The sequence below is a fragment of the bacterium genome, assembly GCA_022616075.1.
In the GTDB taxonomy this organism is placed as follows: domain Bacteria; phylum Acidobacteriota; class HRBIN11; order JAKEFK01; family JAKEFK01; genus JAKEFK01.
Genome location: JAKEFK010000202.1, coordinates 1 through 20,609 on the forward strand (window position 1 = coordinate 1; position 20,609 = coordinate 20,609).

12 protein-coding genes, 1 tRNA gene and 1 pseudogene are annotated in these 20,609 nt (G+C 48.9%); 8 read left to right on the plus strand and 6 right to left on the minus strand.

Annotation, left to right across the window (positions count from 1 at the left end):
* Positions 1-779, minus strand: a 779-nt coding sequence (locus L0156_16015) for a site-specific integrase (GenBank protein ID MCI0604500.1), incomplete at its 3' end; no start/stop codon positions are given.
* Positions 780-931: 152 nt separating this feature from the next.
* On the opposite strand from L0156_16015, the gene L0156_16020 reads away from it, so the two are divergent.
* Positions 932-1,004: transfer RNA gene (locus tag L0156_16020), tRNA-Lys, on the plus strand.
* Positions 1,005-1,020: 16 nt separating this feature from the next.
* Here the strand turns inward: L0156_16020 and L0156_16025 are convergent.
* The 3 genes from L0156_16025 to L0156_16035 form a co-directional block, all read right to left on the minus strand.
* Positions 1,021-2,346: a hypothetical protein gene (locus tag L0156_16025; GenBank protein ID MCI0604501.1), complete on the minus strand. Its 1,326-nt coding sequence runs from the start codon at positions 2,344-2,346 to the stop codon at positions 1,021-1,023.
* An 18-nt stretch (positions 2,347-2,364) separates the two neighbouring features.
* Complete coding sequence (locus L0156_16030; protein MCI0604502.1) at positions 2,365-3,792, minus strand: flippase; 1,428 nt, start codon at positions 3,790-3,792, stop codon at positions 2,365-2,367.
* 321 nt (positions 3,793-4,113) lie between these two features.
* Positions 4,114-5,256 carry a hypothetical protein gene (locus L0156_16035; GenBank protein ID MCI0604503.1) on the minus strand — a complete coding sequence of 381 codons (1,143 nt, stop codon included), beginning with the start codon at positions 5,254-5,256 and terminating at the stop codon, positions 4,114-4,116.
* 44 nt (positions 5,257-5,300) lie between these two features.
* Here L0156_16035 and L0156_16040 point away from each other — a divergent pair, with 44 nt between their 5' ends.
* A complete protein-coding gene (locus L0156_16040) occupies positions 5,301-5,510 on the plus strand; it encodes a hypothetical protein (GenBank protein ID MCI0604504.1) in 210 nt (69 codons plus the stop codon).
* A 15-nt stretch (positions 5,511-5,525) separates the two neighbouring features.
* Here the strand turns inward: L0156_16040 and L0156_16045 are convergent, their stop codons facing one another.
* Complete coding sequence (locus tag L0156_16045) at positions 5,526-6,371, minus strand: hypothetical protein (GenBank protein MCI0604505.1); 846 nt, start codon at positions 6,369-6,371, stop codon at positions 5,526-5,528.
* Between the two features lie 222 nt (positions 6,372-6,593).
* Between L0156_16045 and L0156_16050 the strand changes: the two genes are divergently transcribed.
* Genes L0156_16050 through L0156_16060 form a run of 3 tightly spaced genes read left to right on the plus strand, consistent with a single transcriptional unit; the run spans position 6,594 to position 14,591 of the window.
* Entirely contained in the window at positions 6,594-12,293 is a 5,700-nt protein-coding gene (locus L0156_16050; GenBank protein ID MCI0604506.1) for an MG2 domain-containing protein, read from the plus strand.
* Positions 12,294-12,343: 50 nt separating this feature from the next.
* Entirely contained in the window at positions 12,344-13,675 is a 1,332-nt protein-coding gene (locus L0156_16055; GenBank protein ID MCI0604507.1) for a sulfatase-like hydrolase/transferase, read from the plus strand.
* A complete protein-coding gene (locus L0156_16060) occupies positions 13,665-14,591 on the plus strand; it encodes a methyltransferase domain-containing protein (protein ID MCI0604508.1) in 927 nt (308 codons plus the stop codon). The genes L0156_16055 and L0156_16060 overlap by 11 nt, the downstream gene beginning before the upstream one ends.
* A gap of 287 nt (positions 14,592-14,878) precedes the next feature.
* Here the strand turns inward: L0156_16060 and L0156_16065 are convergent, their stop codons facing one another.
* Positions 14,879-17,332: a hypothetical protein gene (locus L0156_16065; protein ID MCI0604509.1), complete on the minus strand. Its 2,454-nt coding sequence runs from the start codon at positions 17,330-17,332 to the stop codon at positions 14,879-14,881.
* A 371-nt stretch (positions 17,333-17,703) separates the two neighbouring features.
* Between L0156_16065 and L0156_16070 the strand changes: the two genes are divergently transcribed.
* From L0156_16070 to L0156_16080, 3 genes and pseudogenes are all read left to right on the plus strand, one after another.
* Positions 17,704-18,168, plus strand: a complete 465-nt coding sequence (locus L0156_16070) for a type II secretion system protein GspG (protein MCI0604510.1) — start codon at positions 17,704-17,706, stop codon at positions 18,166-18,168.
* A 17-nt stretch (positions 18,169-18,185) separates the two neighbouring features.
* Positions 18,186-19,120: pseudogene (locus tag L0156_16075) on the plus strand (metallophosphoesterase).
* A 161-nt stretch (positions 19,121-19,281) separates the two neighbouring features.
* Positions 19,282-20,562, plus strand: a complete 1,281-nt coding sequence (locus L0156_16080; GenBank protein ID MCI0604511.1) for an amidohydrolase family protein — start codon at positions 19,282-19,284, stop codon at positions 20,560-20,562.
* Positions 20,563-20,609 lie beyond the last annotated feature (47 nt).

Sequence of the window (20,609 nt, forward strand, 5' to 3'; positions counted from 1 at the left end):
CTTTTCTTGCTTTTGGGCGGTCCAAGCTTTCCATCTTTCGTAAGGGTGCGTCTGATATGAATTCTTTTCTTGTCCAGGTTGACTTCTTCCCAATTGAGCGCTGCAGATTCGCCGGCTCGCAGTCCTGCCTGAAGTGCCAACGCGAAGAAGTAGTAATACTGCGGTGGCTCTTGTTTAGCCGATTTTAAATACCGTTCAATCTCAGTTTCGGTCAGTGGATTAATTTCCTCATGTAGATTTGCCGCTTGTTTGTATTCCTCACCAACGCGGCTGGCTGGATTGGATCCGATTCGGCCTTCCTTCAGCGCCTTGTTTAAAACCTTGCGAAGATAGGCGATCTGAAGTCGGATTGTACTTTTCGAAAGTGGTTTGTCTTTCCGGTGATTGTTTCCTTTGCCTCGCTTGGTCATCAAGCCAACGATGAATTCTGAAATCTTCTTTGGAGTGATTTGTGAAAGGTGGAGATCTCCAAGTACCGGGAGAATGTGGAGTTTAAAATTATCAACATACGATTCTGCGGTGGAGGGACGAACTGAATTCCGCAAGTGAGTATCCTTGAAGCTTTCGAAGTATTCACGAAGTGTGACATCGTTTTCCGGATCGATTTCCTGCGGCGCTTTCTTGAATTGGAATTCGCCGCTCGCGATTTTTCTGATCAGGGCCAATCGGGTTTTCTCGGCTTGCCGACGGTCCTTTCCGATCCGCTGTGCCTGGCGAACCTTCTTGTAATTGATGTAAATGTAGTATTCGCCGCGGTGTTTGCGGATTCTTACGCCCATTTGCTAAAATGTCCCCTCGAGATTAAACTGTGATGGGAATTATGCACGTGACGAGCGTATCATTGAGATCCGAGAAATGCAACCAGGCGCAACCAAAGTGCAACTGGCGGCAGGCCATAATTGCAACTTAAGTCATTGCATTATAAGTACTTGGGCCGTTAGCTCAATTGGCAGAGCATCTGACTCTTAATCAGGGGGTTGTAGGTTCGATTCCTACACGGCCCATTTTCACCCTCTTTTTTCAGACATTATCATTGTCTCGTTTCCAGTGACGGAAAGAATCGAGAGTCAGCATTCCAAAGCAGACCAGAATCAATAAGAATCCGTAGCGAAGTCTGTATAATGTTCCGAGATTTGGAATTGCAATGCTCAAGACCGTGATCATACTAATTGAAAAGGCCAAGCCCATCCAAATTGCCAAATTATTACGATATCTACTCACCAGTCCCCATCCAAGCAATGTAAGTCCAAGATAGACCACTACGGTCTCGATCACGGCAGTAAGCCAGAAAAGCTTTCCATGTGAGTGCCCGGAAATATCGGACCAGTCTTTTGGAAACGGCGCTAGTAGTCCTATTGCCAGTGCGCGTGGTATGTACCGAATAATTTCGGCCGCACTATTCAGTCCGACATCAATATCAACGGCGCTTGTTGCGGACCTGTGGACTTGACGGTATACCTCGCGTTGTAACGCTAAAAGATAGAAGCCTCGGTCTATCAGAGAAGGAATGGATTTGTGCTTGCTCCATTTTAGTTCGACTCCAAATTGTTCAGAAGGCGCCGGAGGGGATTCAACTCGGATCATCAAGAAAGCAGGAATCATCGCAACAATTAGAAACGCAATTAAAAGGGATGGTATCGGAGAAACTAGCGTGCGCGCCTTTCTCGAGTGTAGAATCCACGCAAAAGACAATAGGGCGAACATCAAGGAACCGGTCACGAGCAACAATAACAAAGTATCGGGGCGAGCTAGCCAGACTACTCCGATGCCTAAAACGCCTGATATCCCACTCAGGATCGTTTGTTTCGTTCTCTGACCTTCTTTCTGCAGCCAGGGAAGCAAAGACAGGAAACTGTACAAGAACAAATAATTACCAAGGATAAAAAAGCCATCCTTATGAATCTGCGTATACCAGATCATTGCTGAAGGGAAAATTACAAACGGAATTACGGAGACGAGGGCCAGCTTTTGGTTGACGACAAAAAGCCTTGCCATCTTATGTAGAAGGATGGTTGCCGTTGCATGGAGCGCGGCGGCAATCGGAAGGAATACGATCGGCCGTTTCAAAAAGAGAGCGTAAAGAAAGGCGAGAATCCCTGACATAACCTGTCCTTCAGGGCGTAGTTTCCAGGCTGCCCATCCTTCCATTTCGATCTTACGGGACATTTGAAGAGCGATCTCATGGAAATATAGAGAATCTCCCTCTGCGAGCAGTCCCGCGCCACCATGTTTCGAAGGAAATAAGTAAGGCAGAACTATCATCTGCATGAGTACTCCAACAAGGAATACATACCCGGCCGAATACAGCCATAGAAGCGTGGTAACTTGTGCTTTCCGATGGTTCATTGCGGAGGACTGCAATGGCTAATCAGCTTGCCGTGGTAAGAATCGTTTCAACGTCCCGGCAGAATAGGTCCGAATTTCACGATTCATTAGTATTGCCGAAACAACAAAGAGAACTATTCCCGCCGGCACTGCTGCTTGCATGGCGAAAGTCCGAGCGACCATATACGTCAGGAACATGATTCCACAAGCTAGAAGTGGCTTAATGACAATTCTTAAAGAAGGAAGTTCAGTACTCTGCGCGCGAGCCATCCGGTAAGCGAGAACTCCGTTGATCACAACAGCCGTGAGAATCGCTATCGCGGACCCGATAGCATGATACTTTGGGATTAGAGCAAGGCTCAACAGGAGACTCACCGCTGCGCCACAAGCCGAAGCTGCAAATTCTTTCCGTTGAGAATTCAAGACAATTAGAACGGACCGGTAATGGCCACTGAGAAGAGCTATAGGAATGGTCCAGATCAGAATTTTAAAGGGAAGTACCGATCCGCCATATTGATACCCAAAAACGTAAATTAATAGATCTTGACCCACTATAAGCACGGCGAACGCCAGAAAAAGCCCGCTCCAACAGGTAAGCCGAATAGAATGAGTTAGAAGTTTATTGAAGTGAAAAGGCGATTCGATGGAAGATCGGGATAAGGAAGGGAGAAGATTATAAAAATATAAAACTACAAAAGCGTAGAGAGTCATAACCGGCCTGTGCGCTGCTCCGAATAGACCCACGTTTTCCCCTTTCGTGAGAATTCCCAAAAGAATCGGTGCAGAGTACCACATACCAAACCAGGTCAGCTCGCTCAATCCAACCGGAAAAGCCTGAGACAGGAAAGCCGTCATGGATTGGAAATTCAATCGGATCTGAATCATGCCTGTCAGCCTTCTCACAACACACAGGTTATAGATAACTACACTGATGGCAGCTATACAGGCGCCCACGCCGATCAACCAGATTTGTTCGGGAGTTCGAACAAAAACAACAACTCCAAGAGCAAACACCGCCTGACGTAACACGGTAACCGGGGCGACCCACTTCATTTGATCCAGGCCCTGAAATACATATTCCAATAAGCCTGGACCCCCAAGAAGAGTTAGCCCGTATACGGCGATCAGGCGCTGAAGCGTTGCGTTCTCAAGATAGAAAAAGGACCAGACGACCAGAACAAAGTAAGCGCCTAAGGAAAGGAAAACTCGCAAAACGACAATGTTAGAAACGATTTCGCTTATCCGATTCCTGTCTTTGGCTATTTCCCGAGCGGCGGAAGTGCTGGAACCCATATCAACAATCAGGGCAAGGAACAAAAGAAGGCCAATCGTAAACTCAAGGTAGCCATAAGCGCGAGGACCCAGCATCCGAGCTAAAAAGATTAATACCAGGAAAGTGATTCCTTTGCTTAGAACACGTCCTGCGAATAGAATCGTAAAATTAGAAAAAAGTTTTTTGAGCTTCATTTGAACGGAATAAATGGTGGATGAAACTATCGCGATGCTTAACTATTTATTTTCCCAAGCGATTGTATCACGGCGGGGAATGCAGACGGCTAAACATGTGGTTCATTGCGAGCGCAATAACCATCGCGCTGACCGGCATCAGTATCATCCTTGTTCTACAAATCGGAATACTAAAAACCGCCGTTATCACCAGGAAGTACCCACAAAGGAAGAGGCCCACAAGACCTGCTGCTCGTTCGCTTTCGCCCCGCGTGATGAGTAGAAAGAGAGACCCAATCGTGGCGAGACTTAGCAGCAACTGAAGAAGCGGACCTGCTAATCTCACGCGCTGAACCATAATCCAGTAGGCATCAGCCAGCAACGGAACATACGTTGCTCGCTGTCCCGGTAGGGTGGTGCCGTTGCTTCTTTCCCCTGGCGGTTCAGCACTTCCCCCTTGCACGTGTAGTGCATGTATCTCAGTGCGCGTTCAAACACTGATACTGTAAATTTTAATGGTTGCGCGCACACCGCTTCCCGTGCAATCTCGAACATACGATCCTGCGTTTCGTTTGCGGAAAGCCCGGATTTTATCAGGGCTTCTTGCACAGGATATCCAGCCCTCGGATCCTGTATTGTGTTTGCTAAGACTCGCTTCTTTGTATCAGCAGCAATTTCGCTATCGGGATAGTCCAATGATGCCCACAAGAAAACGGATCGCCATAGTTGAAAACCAGCTGTATAAGTCAGAATTGGACGGCCTGTCAAAAAATATCCGCGCAGCATCCACGGTGTAATCATGCACAACGTAAGCAAGCACACAACGGCAGCAACTCTCATATGTTGTCGCACGGCGTGGGTAACTTTGCGGTGGCGAACCACTTCGATGATCGCAGGCAAAAAAAGTATTCCTGCAAGAAAGTGTGGAATCCCGCGCACCAATGCGGAACAACCGAGCGCGATTCCAGCAACCGCCGCCCAGAAATCATTTCTTGAATCAGACCTCAGCGAAACCAGATATGCGGAAAAAAAAATTGACAAAAAGGGCAGAAATAAAGCTTCCGACAGGATCCTGGTTCCGAAAAAGGAGGGCGCGGCCGGCAGAACAAGCAGCACGCATGCGATGGACGCTGCCCGAATGTTTCCAGAAAAACGAAAAACAGCCCATGCGACAAACAGATTCGCTGCAAAACCAAAAGCCTGTTGAATGCAAGATGAAAACAGGATTCCGAATCCGCCGCCGAAAAATTGCATCGTTCCAAGAAAGGCGGGATAGAGTGGAGGACGTTGAAGCTGGATCGGATCGGACAGCAGCCAGTCCCCCCTGGCCATCTGTTCGGATAACCTCCAGTAATCTAACGCATCCTTTTCCAGAGGCGGTATTCCGTAACCGACCCTCAGAAACCTCTGAACAAGATCTCCTGTAGCCGCGGCAATCATCAGAAATTTCCATAGCCGCTGTTTGATCAAAAAATTCGGAATCAACGCGATTTCACTCTAGAATTCTTGCATATTACAGGAGAAATTGGATGAGCACGATTAGTATACGACCTCCGAATTCCATGCATCAAACACTGAAGACAATGGCGGAAAGGGACGGTGCAGTGCAAGAAATTCAGACGTGTGACGGAATCGCCGGTTCCAGGAAGAAGAAAGTAGGGCAGGAAGCGTTTCCGATTGAAGATGTCACGGGCGTTTGGGACACATTCTATAAGGGAGCCACTTCCTACCAAGTTTAGTTGTGCCAAAGAATCTCACGGGAAAAGGATGGAGTCTCCTTGTGCTACACGCGCTTTTTCAAACTCCTGCACAATAGCATCGCGCCGTTTCATCATGGAACGGATTTCATAAGTGGTCAGGTATTTTCCGAGCCGGTCCTGGACCTGCGCTTCATCCAGTTTCTTCAAAGCCTGAATAAACGATAAAGAGAAACGCGCGAGATCGGACTTCGCTTTCAAGTTTTCCATGCTCTTGAAACACCGCGAATGATCAATCATCCAGACTTTCCACTCGGGCGTGATGAGGAGATTTCCAAGATTTCTGTCGATGTTATAAACGAGATTGTCGAACAATCTAACTTTGTAGAGTGCCCGATTCCACGCATCAATATCCGGTGGTTCCAATCCTTTCTCCTTCCTCTGGCCTTCTGTCATTGCATTCTCGATCCACCAGACCATTGCGCCGTTCTCACCTTCATAGCGTCGCTCAATGGTTACCGGAATCATGTTCAGGCCAAGCAGTTTGTCGAGCTCATAAGCGGCCACATCGAATTGCCAGGAGTCCTTGAAATCTAGTTCCACGCCACCCTTCAACTTTGTCATTCCGGGTTTGCGTACATGCACGTCCTTGAAAACGGCATAGAATTGCGTGTCCCCATCTTGCATTGTGAGCTTCAGCGGATTTGTGATTCCGGTACCAAGCCTTTTCGACTTGATGACCTTTGCGGTGCGCAAAGCATACTCTTTTGCCTCAAGAGTCGGATAAAGTTCCGAAAGCCGTGATTTTTGAATTGTTTCCTGCGCATAGAGGGAAAAAGTGATGAAGAATGCGAAAAGCGCAAGGAAAATTCGACGGAACATTGGATGGTGTTCTCTAGTCATTTTTTGCTCCTTTTGTCCTTTTGAATTGCAACCATTCTGCCAAATACAAGAATGGAAAGCCCGACGATAGCGTCAACGTTGGCACAGGAAGAAGAGTAAAAATTAACTGGTAGCGCTTTTTAGGGGGCTAAAATTTGCACTTTTTAAACCGCCAAGGCGCCAGGACGCCAAGTTATGAGAGATCCTATTTAGTTTTTCAGCGTTCTATGTGAAGGTAAGACTATGAATATTCAAAAAGTGGCCATCATCATTATTTCCGTATTACTTGCGCTAACAGGTGTGGTTGCGCAGCAGCCTGAGTATTCCAGGCTTAAGGCAGAAGCAGAGCAGCACTACAAGGAAGGTTCTTATGCGCTCGCCCTGGAACTATACCGGAAAGCACACGAATTGGAATTACCTGAAGAAGAAGCTCGCTGGGTCGTTTTCCGGATCGCGGACGCAACGTGGCGGGCGCAGGCTGCTACACAAACTTCCGATCCGACCGTATTCGATCAGGCCCGGGCACGGCTTTTGGAGCTTGCACAGAAAGAAGCAAAGGATCGCATCGTTGCTGAGGCAAGTGAATCGCTCGGTGATTTTTTCTGGACGCGCCGTGATTCACGAGACTGGGGTCAAGGGTGGTCCCACTATCAGCAGGCATTGAATTGGTGGGCTGGTTCCGAGGAAGTCGAATTTGCGCGAGAACGTTATCTGAAAATCGTCCGGACCATCGCGTCTCCTCCAGCTCCTGATCCCTACTATTACTACGGCTATCATGGCTATGTTCTTCCGCTTGAAATCCTGGACAATGCGCTGAAGATATCCACCACGGAAAATGATCGCGCGTTTTTCCATTACCTGATTGCAATGACGCTTCGCGGTCAAGGAGATCCACAGGACCGTGCCTCGGAAGAGTTTGAGCTCGCTTTAAAGGCCGGAAAGAAAACGGATTGGTACGATGATGCTTTGTTTCATTATGCACAAAAACTGGAACAGATATCCGAGTTTCCACGAGCTTTGTCACTTTACCGGCGAATCACGACAGAATTCGCGAAGGGAGAAACGCGCTATTTTGATCAGGCGCAGAATCAGATCAAAAACATTACGAACCCGTCACTCAATATTTCCGTATCCAATCTGTTTGTGCCTGAATCGGAAGTCAGTTTCTACTTAAGTACGCGCAACGTAAAGACGATTCAGTTTTCTCTCTTCCGTGTGGATCTTCTTCGCGATCTGGAAATGTCCACTGACGCCGGCTGGATCTCACAGATCAATACTTCGCAAGCTCAAACTGTGAAGACGTGGACCAAACAGACAGGCGATCAGGGAGATCACAAGCAGAAAGGGGAAGCGATTCAGATCGAAGAAAAATTGCCGGCGGGAGCTTATCTGATTGAAGGCGTCTCCGGAAAATTGCGCGCGCGTGATCTGATCCTGATTACCGACAGAACGCTCGTTACAAAATCGAGTCGCAAGCAATTGTTGATCTACTTTGCCGATGGATACAGCGGCGCCCCGCAACCGGACGCTCCGGTCAAAGTATGGAGAAAGGTCTACGAAAATTCCCGTTATCGATGGCAGCTACAAAGCGGGGCTACAAACAGGGATGGACTCCTTGTTTTAGAGGTGCCGCCTCTCTACAACACCTCTGAGTTCCTGGTCGTAGCCGCCGCAGGGGCAAGACAGGCCTTTTCCATTGGTTACAGCTACTACAATTCTCCGGAGCGGTTTGATTGGCGGATTTATGCTTTCACGGATCGTCCCGCATACAGGCCCGCTGAGGAAGTTCACTGGAAATTTATTGCCCGCAAATACGACGGCACCAGCTACTCCAACCCATCTAATGAATTAGTAAACTACGAAATCACGGATCCACGGGGCGCAAAAATCAAAGAAGCGGAAGTGAAACTGAACGCTTTTGGCAGTGCCTGGGGCAGCTTTCTCTTATCGGAAACGTCCCCGCTCGGTGAATACCGCGTCACCTTCTACGACAAGGGAAAGTCGCGTCATATCGGGCAGGCTGCGATGTTCCGGCTTGAAGAATACAAACTTCCGGAATTCAAAGTTGCCGTTCAGACTCCGGAAGAGAACGGGAAAAAGAAAACATTTCTAACGGGCGAAAGCGTGCAGGTAAACATTCAGGCGGATTATTACTTTGGCGGCGCGGTTTCGAATGCAACGGTGGAAGTTCTCATTTATCAGAATCCTTTTTATCACTGGTGGCATCCGCCTCATCCTTATCCGTGGTACTACGAGGACATCTATCAATCTCCGCACAGATACTGGTATGGTGGCGGGCAGATTATCAAGCGGGAAACGTTGAAAACGGACACTACTGGAAAGGCGACAGTCACGTTCGATACACCGCGAAACTCCCAGCAGGATTTTGAATACAGAGTGGAGGCCCGCGTTACCGATGCATCGCGAAGAGAGATCACCGCGAATGAAGCGGTGCGCGTCACGCGACAACGCTACTATGTTTACCCGCGTCCCGATCACTACCTCTACAGCCCGCAGGATAAGGTAACGTTTCGCATTCAAACACTCGATGCGAACAGCCAGCTGGTTCCTGCAAAAGGTTCGGTGAAACTCACGCGTGATTACTGGTACGAGATCTGGATCAATCCGGAAGGCAAAGAGATCAGTGGTAAAGAGTTGCAGGAGATCCGTGACAAGATAGGTGTCTTTCCACCCACTCCGCCGGTTCCGGGTCCCGGACAGAAACAATGGACATTGAAATTTCGCGGATATGAGCATGACGAAATCTTCACACGAATCGTAAATACAGATGGAAAAGGAAAAGCAGAACTCACCTTTACTCCCGAAAAAGAAGGCTATTACCGTCTTGCCTGGAAAGATGAAGAGAAAACGCGCCAGCCGGTTACCGCGGAAACAACTGTGTGGGTCGTGACCGGAAAAACAACGGAGCTTGGTTACCGTCCGGGCGGCGTGGAAATCATTGTGGACAAAGATACATTCCGCGCGGGAGAAAAGGCTCCTGTAATGATCGGTGTGCCGTCAAATGACCGGTATGTTCTGTTCTCAACCGAAGCCGAGGATTTTTACAGCTATCAATTGGTTCATGTGACCGGTTCAGTGAAACTTGTGGAGCTTTCCATCGAAGAGATGCACGTTCCAAACTTCTACCTTAGCGCCGCGATGATTGATAACTATCAACTATTTCTGGATACCGAACAGGTGATTGTTCCACCTGTGAACCAATTTCTTGAGGTTCAGGTGAAGCCGGATCAGGATGTTTATCAACCGCAACAATCCGGGACCTTAACTGTGACCACACGCGATGCCAAAGGAATGCCGGTTTCCGCAGAAGTGGCCCTCGGAATGGTGGATGAGTCTGTGTACTACATTCAACAGGATTATGCGGGTGATCCGCGTCAGTTTTATTTCGGGAGCAAGCGGCAGCATGGCGTGCAGACGCAGAGCATGTTTCAGCAGAAAAGTGTTGCGCGCAGACTGGAAGCGAAAGAGCGAGGCACTCGTAGCGATCATGCGCAGTTGTTTAAAGATGAGGGGATCGCTGGGGGGAAAGTAGGCGGTGTCGAAGCTGCCGCTGAACTTTCTGTCATGGATGCAAGGAAGAGCGTGGCAAATGAGCCTGTAGCTTCCCCTGCGGCCCCGCCGCCCGCGCCGGAAGAAGCTCCGGAAGCGGCGGTACAAGTGCGCAGTGATTTTCGCTCCACCGCTTTCTGGCAGCCGGATGTTGTTACGGATGCTGCCGGACAAGCGGTTGTGCGTTTCAAGTATCCGGACTCGTTGACTTCCTGGAAAGCGGTTGCCCGTGTTGCAAGCGCAACGAATCAGTTTGGAATTGCGGATGTTTCCACGCGCACAAGAAAACCGCTGATCGTTCGATTGCAGGCTCCGCGCTTCTTCGTTGTTGGCGACACGGTAACTATTTCCGCTATCCTGAATAACAATACCGACTCTGCGCTGAATGTTGCATCCACATTGAACACCGAAGGGATCCGGATATCGAATTCCAATGCAAATACTACTGTCCCCCGAAACGGTGAACGACGTTTGGATTGGGTTGCACAAATCGAAAAAGCCGGTGTGGCAAAACTTACGGTCATCGCGAAAGGCGGAAGTTATTCCGATGCTATGGAGAAGAATTACACGATTTACGAACATGGCATCGAAAAATTTCTGGCCCGGTCCGGCAAAGTTCGCAGCAATGAAGTGAAGATTTCACTCGATCTCCCCCCGGCGCGGCGCTCCGATGAAATGGTTGTTCAGGTAACGCCAAGCATAGCGGTAACAATGCTGGATGCGCTTCCGTACTTGATTGACTATCCGTACGGTTGCACCGAACAAACCATGAGCCGCTTTCTTCCTTCTGTGATCACAGCGCGGACGATGAAAGATCTGGGACTTCCAGCGGAGCAAGTGTTCGACTTTGGCGGCATTGAAAAAACGTACGCTGAAAAAACTCATCCGGGTGGAAGAAGGAAGCTCGGAAATTTACCGGCCATGACAAAATCGGGCCTTGATCGACTTTATGATTTCCAGCATCAGGATGGCGGATGGGGATGGTGGAAAGAAGGCGAGAGCGATCACTTCATGACCGCTTACGTGGTTTGGGGATTGAGACTTGCCAAACAGGCGGGAGTTGAAGTTCGTTCTAATGTTCTCGACCGCGCAGTCGATTTTTTGCAAAAGGAGCTTGTGGAAGCCGAAGAGCAATACGATCTGCAAGCCTGGATGCTTCATGCTGTGGCGATCGATGGGATGAAGAATGATTTTGAAGAAAAAGCCTTCAACAATCTCTGGGCCAAACGGGAACGGCTGAATGCTTACACCAGGGCGTTGCTTGCGCTGAGCGCGCATGGAATGGGCAGAGCCGAAGATGCACGGATTCTGGTTCGGAATCTTGAAAATGGCGTGAAGATCGATTCGAAACCGGATACTTCTGTTTTGATTGAAGGCGCGTACGATGCATCGGCCATCTCCACGGCTCACTGGGGTGAAGACGGCATCTACTGGCGCTGGTCTGAAGGAGGCGTAGAAGCAACCGCTTTTGCCCTGCGCGCGCTTCTTGCGATCGATCCTTCTAACAAATTAGTAGAGCCGGTCACCAACTGGCTGGTGAAGAATCGCCGGGGCGCGCAATGGAGCAGCACCAGAGACACAGCCATTGTGGTTTTGACTCTGAATGACTATTTGCGAAAATCCGGCGAGCTAAAGACGGATCTTGAATTTGAGCTGGTTGTAAATGGCAGCCGCATCGCCGGCAAAAAGATCACTCCGCGAGACATGTTTCAAGCGCCTAGCGAATTCCGAATCGATGCGAAACTCATCCGCGATCACAATGAAATTGTGATTCGCAGAACTGCGGGAAACGGTCCTCTGTATTTTGCGGCAAATGCCAAATTCTTCAGTCTGGAAGAACCGGTTACAGCTGCAGGAAATGAGATCTTTGTGAGCCGTCAATATTTCAGACTTGTGGGCAAACCAACTTTGCTGAAAGGTTATTTGTATCACCGGGAACCGCTGGCCGATGGCGGAGTTTTGAAGAGCGGCGATCGCGTGGAAGTCGTGGTACGGATTGAAGCCAAGAATAATTACGAGTATCTGGTGTTCGAAGATTTAAAACCTGCCGGACTGGAGGCTGTGGCGATTCGAAGTGGAGAGTCGCTATACGCTCAGGAGCTGAAAGCCGGTAAAGCAGGGGCGAATACAATTTCGCCCCTGCCTGATTCTGGCATCTACACGGGTGATAGTCGCTGGGTGTACCAGGAGCTGCGTGATCGCAAAGTGGCGTTGTTTGTTGACAAGCTGCGAGAAGGGATCTGGGAAATCCGCTATGATTTGCGCGCGGAAGTTCCCGGCAAATTTCATGCTCTGCCACTGCTGGGCTATGCCATGTATGTTCCGGAAATTCGAGCGAATAGCAACGAAGTGCGGATTACAGTGGAGGATTAAGAGCGTAGGCTGGAAGCCTGCGCTCCGTACACGATGCTAGAATCAGTGCTATGGTTCGTAGGTTACTCGAATTGTGTTGCCTGGTTGCTCTCCTTAGCGTCGAATGCCGGAGTCACGAGACCCGAAAGCCACATATTCTTCTGATCCTGATGGATACATTGCGAGCCGATCATCTTGGCTGCTACGGTTACTCGCGGAATACATCCCCTAATATTGATGCAATGGCGCAAAACGGAATTTTTTTCAAGTATGCCTATACGGTTTCTCCATGGACCAACCCCACAATTGCTTCCATATTTACAGGACAATTTCCGCAGGCAATCTTCCCTACCGCCGTACATGAAGAAGCGATCACTCAAGTTCTGCCAAAGGAACTGAACACCACGGCTGAACTACTGAAAGCGAACGGGTATAAGACGATTGCTTTGATAGATCATCCCGGCATTGGTCCAGAGCTGCAATACGATCAGGGTTTTGATGTTTTTGTTAAGCTGTTCGAAAAAGGAAACTTTGGACAATGGAGCCGAACGGATGTGGATTATGTGTTGAAAGAATTCAACGAACAAATGGACGCTGCGCGCGGAAAAAGAGTTTTCCTCTACTTGCATCTGGTCTATCCGCACATGCCCTACAGGCCTCCTCCACCTTACGACACAATGTTCGGCACCGGATTCACGAAGCTTTCACAGGAAGAGAGACAGGGGATTATCAATATGTATGATGGCGAAATCCGCCAGACCGACGATGCCATCGGCAGGATCAACAAGGAGCTTCAGAAAAGAAAATTAACCGATGAAACTTATGTTCTTGTCACGTCCGATCATGGGGAAGCCTTTTGGGAGCATGGCCGTTTTACGCACGGAAATTCGTATTTCGATGAAGTTCTTCGAATAGCCCTCGTCATCACCGGACCCCGCAACGCTGTAAAACCGGCGCAGATCTCTGAGCCGGTCAGCAACATCGACATCTTTCCTACAATTTTGCATCTGGCTTCAGTGGAGCCTCCGCAAGGAACTCCAGGAAAAAGTTTGTTGCGTTACGCGACAGATTCTTCGCGCGCGCCTGAGCCGGGATTCATTTTTAGCGAAAATGCAAGTTCAAAAGATATTCATTCCACCGCTTGTTTGCGTCAGAACAGAAAATACGTTCACGAGCCAGGCGTTCCAAACAATCCACATCTCCTCTATGATCTTTCCAGGGATCCCGAAGAAAAGCGCAATCTCGCTGCGGAGGGAGTCCTTTACTCAGATTTGCAGAAGCGCATGCTGGAGCATCTCCAGGAGAATAAGAACCGGAGATCCAGGCTTAGCGTGAAGAGTGTAGAGCCGGACGATGAAACGAAAGAGCGTCTGCGAGCGCTCGGATACGTCGATGAAAATTAGACTCCTCGACCTGGTGGTTTGTCCGGATTGCAAAGAGCCACTGCAGGTTCGGCCAGGCGCGGAATCAGGAGAGGAAATTCTAGAAGGCTCTCTTCACTGCCCCCGCGGACACAGTTACCCGATCGTCAATGGAATCCCGAGATTTGTTCCGGCCGAATTCTATGCGGAGAGTTTCGGTTTTCAATGGAATCGTTTTTCAAAGGTTCAACTGGATGTGTTTAATGACACAAGGGAATCAGAAGAGACATTCCTGGAAAAAACAAATTTCGATGTGACCGGATTGCCGGGCAAACTGGTGTTGGACGCCGGCACCGGCGCGGGGCGTTTCGCGGATGTTGTTTCCAGAATGCAAGCTGAGGTAGTCGGTGTGGATTTATCCACTGCCGTGGAAGCCGCATATTCCAATCTTGGAGATCGACCGAATGCTCACTTTGTGCAGGCAGATATTTTCCGGCTTCCTTTCAGAGAAAAAATATTCGACCGGATTTTCTCCATTGGAGTTTTGCATCACACGCCGGATACGCGAAAAGCATTTCACTCGTTGGTTCCGCTTTTAAAGCCCGAAGGAGAAATCGCAATCTGGGTGTACAGCTGTCACTCGGAGCTGAGAAAAATCAGCGACACTTTGCGAAAAGGGACCGTAAGAATGCCGCGAAAACTACTTTTTTACGCGTCTACGATAGCGATACCACTGTATTATTTAAAACCTCTTCGTCTTGTTTTTCAGGGAATATTTCGGCTGTGCATGCACAAAAACTGGCGATGGCGCTGGCTGGATACCTTTGATTATTTCAGTCCGAAATATCAGTGGAAACATACTTATCCTGAAGTTTTCTCCTGGTTTCGGGAAGCAGGCTTGTCAGAAATCACGCCGCTTCCCGCGGCCGTATCGATGAAAGGCAAAGCCGGTTTGTAACGCTGGCTTCCAGCCGGCCAGATCTCGCAGATCTCGGAGTGTTTTGCCGGCCGGAGGCTGGCGCTGGAGTTTCTACATTTGCTTCCGTATTTACGAGGAGAATGATTTTTCTAAGACGAACCATGCCGGCAGAATGCCGGCGATCATTTATGCCAGCCTGGAGGCTGGCGCTCATCTACCGGCATCAAAGATGAGCGCCGCCATTCTGGCGGCATTGATGTCCGCCGGCTTTTAGCCGGCGCTGCCGGCCGGAGGCCGGCGTTACAAATCGCAATCGAGAGTCGGTGCTAAAGTGACAACCGGAAACCGAAACGAAATAAGCGGCCTGCGAGCGCTTCTTCTACTCTATTAAATGTACTGGACGTAACGAGACGATCCCGCTGGAGAACCGTGTTCGCATTGGTGACGTTAAACACGTCGCCCATGAATGTGATCCTGCCCAATTGCCGCATTCCCAAACTCTTTTCGAATCTCAAATCGAGAGTCAACAGATTGTCATACCGTCTGCTGCCGACCGGTTCCAGAAGAATCAGATGATTGGGCGACCCTGTAAATAAGATTAGATTGTCGGACCGAACCGATCCAAACAGTACATGCGGATAGCCTTGTTGATAGCGTAGAAAAGCGGCGATCTGAGAAGACCACGGTAGTTCATAAACGCCACTGATTTTCAACTGCCATTCCGAAAAAGGATAGATCCCGGTCTTACCGCTACCTCCGGTGGAATAGGCGTATGTTTGGTCCGCGAGAAAGGGGATGTTTGTTGGATCAAAAGGTAGAACTGAACCTGAAAGTCCACCATCTCGTAGAATGAATCCCAATGCGCTGTCCAATTCGTAATTTGCTTTCTGTTTTTGCAGAGCTAGCCCGCCCCGCAATTGAAACCGGTCTTTCCATTCTTTTCGAACAAGAAAGTCGACTCCGTTATAAACCTGTTCGTATCCCTGGATGTTGGTGAGAATGGTGGAACCGTCATGTTGGAAAGGAAGGTCATGATAGGGAACATTGAATTCGCCGAGTGGAGTATCCGCATGAAATACACCTGCAGGAATGAAATCATCCGAAGTGATGCCCTGAGGCAGCACTGCGGGCAGGTTGCCGTAAGTTCGATGAGAATATAGAACTTCAACCGAAATATCTTCTGTGATTTCGCGTTCGATGCCCGCAAGCCATTCGGTTGTATGGGGATTTACCAGATCGATCTCAGGCCCACCGTAACTCGGGCCGTCAATGATGGTGTGGTTATTTCCGTACAGGTAGCAACACAGTGTGATTTCGTCGCGTGTGATGGAGCGGTCCCCGTTTCTGTTTTCGTATCCAAAAATCAAACCACTTGCTGTCAGCGCTGGATTTGCATAGTTCAGAAAGGAAGCTCCAAAAGCGTCGTAATAACGCGCGAAATTTCCTCTGAGCAGTGTCTTTCCGTTGCCATTGAGATCATAAACAATGCCCAATCTCGGGGAGAAATCATCAAAGCGTATGCCGGGCTTGTTCCCTGCGAATTGAATCACGGGTCCTAGAAAATCCTCAAACCCTGATACTGTGGGGATGTCGGATGCCAGATTCTTTCCCGTTTGATGATCAAGGTGAAATCCAACGGTGGCTACAAAGCGATGGAACTTCAATGTATCGGAGGCGTACAAGCTGGTCCGGTCGATTTGACCACGGCCGTTGAGCGGTCGCTGAATTTTGGCATATCCTTCCGTTAATGGACCACCGTGAGTTGTTTGAAGATAGTCTACGAGAAGCACACCATTTCCGTAACTGCTGTAAGAGTGAAAGTCAAACTTCCTGTATTCAAATCCGAATTTAAATTCATGATCACCTTTCCATTTTTCTTTGAATACAGAGGCGTCTGCGTGAAACAAATTGGATCTACGATCGATAGGATCAGAATAATAAAAGTTGTCTTCATAGCGGCGAATCTTTTCGAGGTAGATGATCGGGACCACATTGCCACCGCCAGGCACAAGGGAAAATCCGTTCCCAATGTAAGAAAAGCGCGTTGTCAGAAGAAAGTCCGCACTCGGCGTCCAGAGATGCTGTCCCATCCAGAATCCCGGCAAAATGGTGTCGGTATTTTCCTGTTTCCACAATGTCGCGGGATCGAGTTGTTGAGTAGGGGAACTCGAACGCGCAGTTTTTGTTTTGTCGCTGTTGAAGTAATGAAAGCTCAACTGATGAGTCGTGCGGGGAAGAAAATATGTTTTCCATGACACGCTGTCCAGATCGGTTGTATCACCAATATCGCCGGTGAATGCGAGAGTGTTATTTTTCCGGTAAGCGCCCCAGATTGAAAGATGATCTTTCCAGAGAGAGCCCCCTGCATCGATTCCATAGTCCCGTAGCTCCCGTAGATCGATCGCGCGCGACTCTAAGGGATAGTTATCTGCGGAATTGTTTGTGAAGTAGAAAGAACCATTTGCATGAAAAGCATTGGCGGGACGTCTGGAAACAATGTTTACGACGGTTCCGCCTGTGGGAACATTCACATCTCTTGCGGTTGTTGCGATCGAGATTTCTTCGATCACATCAAAATCGTAGTACAGGGAGGATGCGTTTCCCGCGACCAGATCCGATATATCAACGCCATCGTAATACCAGATGGAATTGGTGGTGTTTCCGCCGCGAGCCGTAAAACCGGACTGCTGTCCCGATTCAGTTCCTCCGACGTTGAATCTATCCATGTCCACACCCGGCGTTTGATCGAGAATGGCCCACGGATCTCGGGCGGATGGCAAGGACTGAAGTTCTTCCAGGCAATATTCTGTTTCATAAGCCCCGTTATTCTCTTCGCTACTCTTTAGACAATTCTTTCGTTCTAATACCGTAGAGTTTTCTTCCGCTAAGACTGGAATTACTATGAAAAGGACTAATCCTTAAGGCTACCCATCTCATAAAACCTCCTGCATGGTTTTTCACTTGCGAACTTTAGCAACTGTTGTACCAGAGCGGTTTCCAGAAGAGATGCAGACAATGAGAGTTCAAGAAATTGGATTATTCAAATGGATGAATTCAAGATTCTGCAGTCCGGTCAACCACATAATTCTCAGGCATCTTAGGATGGTATACGAGCATGGACAGGACGTATTGTGGAGATTAGTGGAGGAAAATGTTGCGAAACCTGTTGTTTGCATCTTTGATTCTTTTGGCCGCCTGTTCCGTGTTCCGCAGCTCGTCGAAGAATCGGGTCATCAAGCAATCGAAAACAGTGGATGTTATCAGAGACCTGGGTACGGCGGTCGAAGCCTACAAACTTGTTTATGGAACTTATCCAATCGGGAAGACCGGTCATCTTGAAGAAATCGAAGCGCAACTTGAGCCGAGATTCTTGCGAAAAATGTCTGAAGAAGATGGCTGGGGAAATGAGGTTGAATATTACTGTCTAAATCCGGAAGGTCCTTATTACATCATCAGTCTTGGATCAGACAAAGAACGCGATGTGGGCCTTTACAAAACAGACCGTTCCCCTTCTGGACTGGGATTTAATGTGATAGCCAATCTGAAAGAAGACATCATTTTCTCTAATGGAATCTTTGTCCGTTATCCGCAGGGCGTAAGGACCGGCGCTTCCTAACGTTAGAGGTTTTAACAATGCGAAAAATTTGCTTACCATTTTTGCTGATTGCTTTAATTATTTACCTGCCGGTCCTGTCTGCACAGGACAGGCCTTATGCGTTTGTGGCGGTCGGTGACACCGGTTGTGGTTGTTCCGGCCAAAAGCAAGTTTCCCAACGATTGAAAGAGTGGCATCGCTCGAATCCTTTTTCGGTTGTGCTTATGCTGGGAGACAACATATATGGAAGCTCTTTTGGAACGCGCGGAGGGAGCAGATCGCTTTTTACAGAGCGGTTTGATGAACACTATTTCCCGCTCATGAACGCGGGGGTTAAATTCTACGCAACGCTTGGCAATCATGATATGGAAACAAAGCGTGGCGCCGATGAGGTGGCAGACAAGAAACGTTTTAATATTTTGGTGGCCAGGGCTACTACTCCTTCGACTCCGAGGCAAAAGTGGATGGAAAACCACTCGTTCAGTTTATCTCGCTTAACAGTGTGGATTTGATTGACGCGGATCCATCCGATAAAACACAGATTGCATGGCTCAGTAAAACTCTTACCGAAAGCGGGGCCGTGTGGAAAGTCGTGTACTTTCATCATCCTTTGTACGCTCCCGCGGGAGAAGGACACGAGCCGGAATTGGAATTACGGCGTGACCTGGAAGACGTATTTGTTGCAGCTGGTGTTCAGCTCGTTTTAACGGGACACAATCATTACTATGCGCGCATGAAAACGCAGCGCGGGATTACGCACTTCATTTCCGGAGGAGGCGGACGGAGTTTAAAGGAGCCGATCGTGAATCAGTACACCGTTCGCGCTGCTGAGATCTATCATTTCATTTATTTTGAAGCTTATCCGGACCGGATGAATTTCAGGGTCGTTCCTGCCCGGAGCACCTACAGCGATAGCGGAACGATTCCTGTGACGCCCCCCGGCGGAAATCCTCCAGCCGTTGCCGCTCAATAATTTTTTTATAGAAGATCGCAAAGCAAGCAAACATCAAAAATTCTTTGCGATCTTTGCGTTCTTCTGTTCAAGGACGAGTTAGAACGGGCGGTCCATCGCAATTCATTCTGAGTATGACTTGACACTCAGATATGATCAAATGTCTTGCGGAGGATGTCGCGATGATCAAGAACAGGTGCGTTAGAGTCACGCTTATTTTTCTCACGATTCTTTTTCCTGCGCAACGAATTTTTGTAGAACCTGCGCCGGTCATGGCAATTCGTTGCGGCCAACTTTTGGATCCGATGAAGGGAGCATTCACGCGCGATGCTGTGGTTTGGATCCAGGGAGACAAAATTACGAAGGTCACTCAGGAGATTCCGGAGGGCGCGCGTGTGATTGATTTAACGCGTTACATAGTTCTACCCGGTTTGATCGACTCCCACACTCATATATTGCTTCAACCGGAGGATGAAGGCGCGATTCCTCCAGTCATCACAAAATCGCAATCTTTTAGAACCGTTCAGGGTGTGGCTGCCGTGGAAAAAGATTTACTGGCCGGCTTTACCACGATGCGTGATCTGGATAGTGAAGGTGCCGGTTTTGCAGATGTTGCAATTCGGGACGCCATCCATCGGAAAATCATTCCGGGACCCAGACTGCTTGTTTCTACGCTGGCTCTCAGTATCACTGCAGGTCATATGAATATCCATGGTCTGAATCCTGACGTCAGCTTTCCGGAACCTTCTGCTCTTGTGGATTCACCGGAAGCGATGGTTGCCGAAGTGCGCAGACAGGTGAAGTACGGCGCGGACTGGATCAAACTGTATGCGACAGGAACCTTGCGTCACATCGATCCGGTCACTCTGCAATCTGTCAGTCAGGTTTCTTTGGAGGAAGTTCGGCTTGTTGTTCAGGAAGCAGCGCGTTGGCGGAAGGATGTGGCAGCACATGCCTATGGCGGTGAGGGAGCTAAGAATTCTATCTTAGGCGGTGTTCGATCGCTGGAGCATGGAATCCTTTTGGATGACGAAACGCTGGATTTGATGGTCAAACACGGAACTTTTTGGTGTCCGACTCTTTCTGTCTATGTTCCGGCCATAAAGGAAGACGACACGGAAGTCAGGCGGAAGATCCTGGCAAGCCACAAACAAGTGTTTCAGAAGGCAATGCAAAAAGGAATCAAAATAACGTTCGGCACAGATGTGGGAGCTTACGAACATGGCACATCGATCCGGGAATTTGAGCGAATGGTGGATTACGGGATGAAACCGCTGGACGCAATTCGTTCCGCCACATTGCGCGGGTCGGAGCTGCTTCGAATGGAAAAGCAGATTGGAACCATCGAACCGGGAAAATTTGCCGACCTGATCGCTGTCGAAGGAGATCCGTTGCAGAACATTCGCGCCCTGAGAAAAGTTGTGTTTGTTATGAAAGCCGGCGATGTTTATAAATCGCCGTAGTCATCGCGAGCCAGGTAGTGGCAGAGTACTTGCCATGCATTTTGAAC